At 39.5% G+C, this 3,592-nt stretch carries 4 protein-coding genes, 1 rRNA gene and 1 pseudogene; 2 read left to right on the top strand and 4 right to left on the bottom strand.

Going from position 1 to position 3,592, the window contains the following annotated elements:
- Positions 1 to 59: 59 nt before the first annotated feature.
- Positions 60 to 326: a DUF6875 domain-containing protein gene (locus QUA78_RS33040; protein WP_445302467.1), complete on the bottom strand. Its 267-nt coding sequence runs from the start codon at positions 324 to 326 to the stop codon at positions 60 to 62.
- Positions 327 to 415: 89 nt separating this feature from the next.
- Here QUA78_RS33040 and QUA78_RS33035 point away from each other — a divergent pair, with 89 nt between their 5' ends.
- Positions 416 to 718, top strand: a complete 303-nt coding sequence (locus tag QUA78_RS33035) for a helix-turn-helix domain-containing protein (protein ID WP_445302466.1) — start codon at positions 416 to 418, stop codon at positions 716 to 718.
- Between the two features lie 150 nt (positions 719 to 868).
- Here QUA78_RS33035 and QUA78_RS32030 read toward each other — a convergent pair whose 3' ends face one another.
- Complete coding sequence (locus QUA78_RS32030; protein WP_333307106.1) at positions 869 to 2,101, bottom strand: NF041680 family putative transposase; 1,233 nt, start codon at positions 2,099 to 2,101, stop codon at positions 869 to 871.
- 114 nt (positions 2,102 to 2,215) lie between these two features.
- Here QUA78_RS32030 and QUA78_RS32025 point away from each other — a divergent pair.
- Positions 2,216 to 2,899, top strand: a pseudogene (locus QUA78_RS32025) (IS630 family transposase); the annotation flags it as partial.
- Here the strand turns inward: QUA78_RS32025 and QUA78_RS32020 are convergent.
- Both QUA78_RS32020 and rrf read right to left on the bottom strand, forming a co-directional pair.
- A complete protein-coding gene (locus tag QUA78_RS32020) occupies positions 2,896 to 3,213 on the bottom strand; it encodes a DUF6875 domain-containing protein (RefSeq protein WP_333307108.1) in 318 nt (105 codons plus the stop codon). The pseudogene QUA78_RS32025 and the gene QUA78_RS32020 overlap by 4 nt on opposite strands.
- Positions 3,214 to 3,378: 165 nt before the next feature.
- A 5S ribosomal RNA gene (gene rrf, locus QUA78_RS32015) occupies positions 3,379 to 3,496 on the bottom strand.
- Positions 3,497 to 3,592: the final 96 nt, after the last annotated feature.

Here is a 3,592-nt window from a genome sequence, read left to right as displayed (position 1 = left end):
TTCGCTTCACAGGTATAAAGTCTATTGGCGTTTTTTTGTCAAGTACATTTTATACCAAATTAGATGAGCTTACCCTGAACTAAATAGCGAATCACTAATAGTGGGATAGGGCTAAATAGAGGATAAAAATTTTCATTCCATAGTCCAGTTTTTTTAGGAGGACCAAAATGAAATTCTCCTATCATCAATCCGTAATTAACAAAGTCAGCTTTTAACCGTTGTTGTAGGTTATCGATAAATTTAGGAGCTGATTCTTTTGGAAGATAGGGAAACAAAATCAGGAAAGTTTTAAATACAGCATCCTCGCTTGTTAAGTAGTTAGACAGAATTAATTACACAAATACATAGTAGAATGATATTCCAGGCAAAATTATGAGTTAATTAGAATTTCATATGATGTTTATCAGGGAAATAAATCCTCTTTCGTCTAAATTGTTACAGCGAATTTATCGCCAAAGCCGACATCATCAGGTACGTCACGCGTGCACATTGCCTCATATTAGCTTCGCAAGGAGTAAAAAAAGGAGAGTTAATGAATATTTTTCAAATAAGTTATAAGACCCTCTATAACTGGTTCAATCGGTGGGAATTAGAGGGAATGATAGGACTTTATAATAAACCAGGAAGAGGTTCTAAGCCACTATTTAACTCTTCGCAGAAAGCCCAAATTAAAGAGTGGGCTAAACAAGAACCAAGGCAATTAAAAACTGGAGTTTAGACTAAAAAACGAGCGCATCTAAAAGTAGCTGCCTTTAAATATCCGGCAAGCTGTTACTCAACAACTCAAGAGGGAGAAGATTAAATAGCTAATCTTGAAGATTTTTTGCGTCGAGAAACCCGTTTTTTGACAGTGGGATAGCATGGTGCCTTAGTCCGTACCTTTCCTGTTTCCCAACAGGCGTGATTTTCCCCTATGTTTAGGCAATTTCGTAGGAGTACCAATGTCAACTAAAACCGACAACATGGATTGGGCAACACGTCCAGGGGTTAAATTAATCGTAGCAGATTGCCAAGGTAATACATTCTCAACCACTAAATCCCTAGCTAGCCAGAGTTGCCAACTCATCAATGGCATTAAATCACTCCAACGTTCACATTGTTCAGGAGTTCTCAATTTAGGCAAAGTCCAATGCAATCGTTGCTTAGCAAATCTATACCAATGATCCACTCCAAAACGGCGTAAATATTTAAACCAAACAGTTTCTAAAGGTAGAGTTCGTTCTCCAACCCAAGCCAACCATAAGGGTGGAAACGGCTGACCGTTTGACATGGGCTTCATTCTTTCTACGAGGATTAAATTGACTCTGTGTTCAGCGGCACGATAAAAATGTAAGTCAAGCCATTGACTGACTCGAACTTGTCCCAACTGTGAATGTTCGTCAATTTCAATCACATTATCCGCTTGGAGCCATGTGGTTGGGTCATTCACCCTCATTTTCTGCCCGTGCTTACGTGGTCTACCGCGACCACTATAGGCTGGTGGTGCTGACCACAAGCAGGCATTACTTCGGACTCGCATTAAGCAATCAGCTTGAATATCTGCTATGGCTAGTACCCAACTTGCATTGCCATATTCTCGATCTAAAACTGCTAAGACTGGATTGATGCTCTGTTCACAAACAAGTTTGAGTTGGGAAGCTGCTTTTTCTATTGGTGAAGACCAACTACTAATTCGTTCATGTAGTAGCGGTAATGCCCAACTTCCTTCTGTTTCGGGTATCCACGCAATTGTACTGTATCCCTGTCCAATAATTACACCTGCCTGATATTCATGGGTTCTGTCTTTTAATGTTTTAGCCTCTGGTCTTCCCCATACAGTATGATCGATTGCCACTAATAGGTGTTCCGTTCGGGGTGATTCCTGCTGTAATTGCTGGAGATAGAGTAGCATCAGTTTTTTCCGGTCTGGCCTACTGTCTTGTAAGGCTTCATAGACGCTTGGCCATTGACGCTTGAATAATGGATTGAGTGAAAATTCCGCTAAACATGACGCATTTCTGGTGGTCATCACTGCATCCATCAGCTCTCTTGTTGCATCCTTGGCTCGTACCAATAACTCGTATGCTGCTTGACGAAAGTCCTTTAATCGTTCACTGTTCATTTAAGGAGTGGATAGGTTTTCTTTTTCACCCTCATTCTCTCCTGGCGCGGTGGCTCTAGTTCTTCTTTTGCCACCGTTCTCATCTTTGGTTAGTCTAAACTACAGTTAAAAAATGTTAGCCAAAAAGTTCAAGAGACCTGGGGCCTAACTCCCAGTACAAAAACAATTCAAAGAATACTAAAAACTCTAAATATGAGTTGGCATCGTATGCGCAAAGGAGTTGCCGGAACGCCTCCAGCCCAGGAATATCAAGATAAAAAGGCGCAATTAGAAGAATTAAAGCAATTGGATGAGCAGGGTAAAATTGATTTATATTACTTGGATGAAACGGGATTTTGTTTGATTCCTTGTGTCCCCTATGGCTGGCAGGAAATCGGAGAATATTTAACAATTCCTAGTCGTCGTAGTCAGCGAATGAATGTACTAGGAATCATGAATCGAAATAACCATCTTGAAACTTATATTTCATATCAAAGTATTAATTCAGATGTGGTTATTGCCTGTATTGATGCTTTTTTACCCACAGTAGATAAGCCAACGGTGATTGTCACCGATCGAGCTTCTATTCATACCAGTGATGCTATTGTTGACAAACTTGAAGAGTGGAAACAACGTAATATTACTCTTTTTGAGTTGCCTTCTTACTCACCTGAATTAAATTTAATTGAAATTTTATGGCGGTTTATTAAGTATGAATGGATTGAAATATCTGCTTACAAGAGTTGGGGAACTTTTGTTACATCTGTGGAAAAAATCCTGAAAGAATTTGGAGAAAACTATGTAATTAATTTTGTCTAGTTACTTACTGGTTCAACCTCTAAAAAAAAATCGCGGTATTTTATAAGAAAATCATAAGCTTTATTTTCCTCTAAATCCTCTTCTGGATATACTGTTAAGAAAAAAAGCACTTTTTTCATAGAAGTTGGCACAAAAGGACAGACAGGATCTGTTCTTCCGAGTTGAGGGTGCGGATGGCAAAGATATTCTTTAGCCCAGTCAACAATCATTGTTATAGAGTTTAAATGTATTTGAAACTCATTAGAGACATCACCCCTGTCTATATCTGTTAGTTCCAACACATAACACTCTTTATTCCTTTTAAATATAATCATATTTTTTAGCAGTCCTTACATTTTTGGTAAAAGCTATAACGATTCGCAAAAAAGTAACGATTCAGAGCGTACCACAAACCTGAGGAGGTGACAACCCCGTCGAGAACTTAGCCAAAAACTACAAACCCGCCTCTTGTGAGAAGTGGGTTTGAGTCGAAAATAAATTCCAGGCATCGAGCTATTTTCTCAGGCAGTGACCCGCCAAATATCTTCGCCACCGCAGCGTTTAACAACCGAGTTCGGGATGGAATCGGAGTGGTGCCACTGCGTCATAGACACCTAGAAAAGCTGTAAGGGTAGAGAACCCTGAAGACTGCAGAGAATTAAGTCATCATCACCATGTTTAAAGAGAGGTCAAGCCCTCGGTCTATTAGTACGC

The organism is Microcoleus sp. K4-B3 (genome assembly GCF_036704615.1).
Lineage (GTDB): Bacteria > Cyanobacteriota > Cyanobacteriia > Cyanobacteriales > Microcoleaceae > Microcoleus.
Note: the sequence above shows the minus strand (reverse complement) of the source record. Positions and strands in the feature narration are given on the sequence as shown.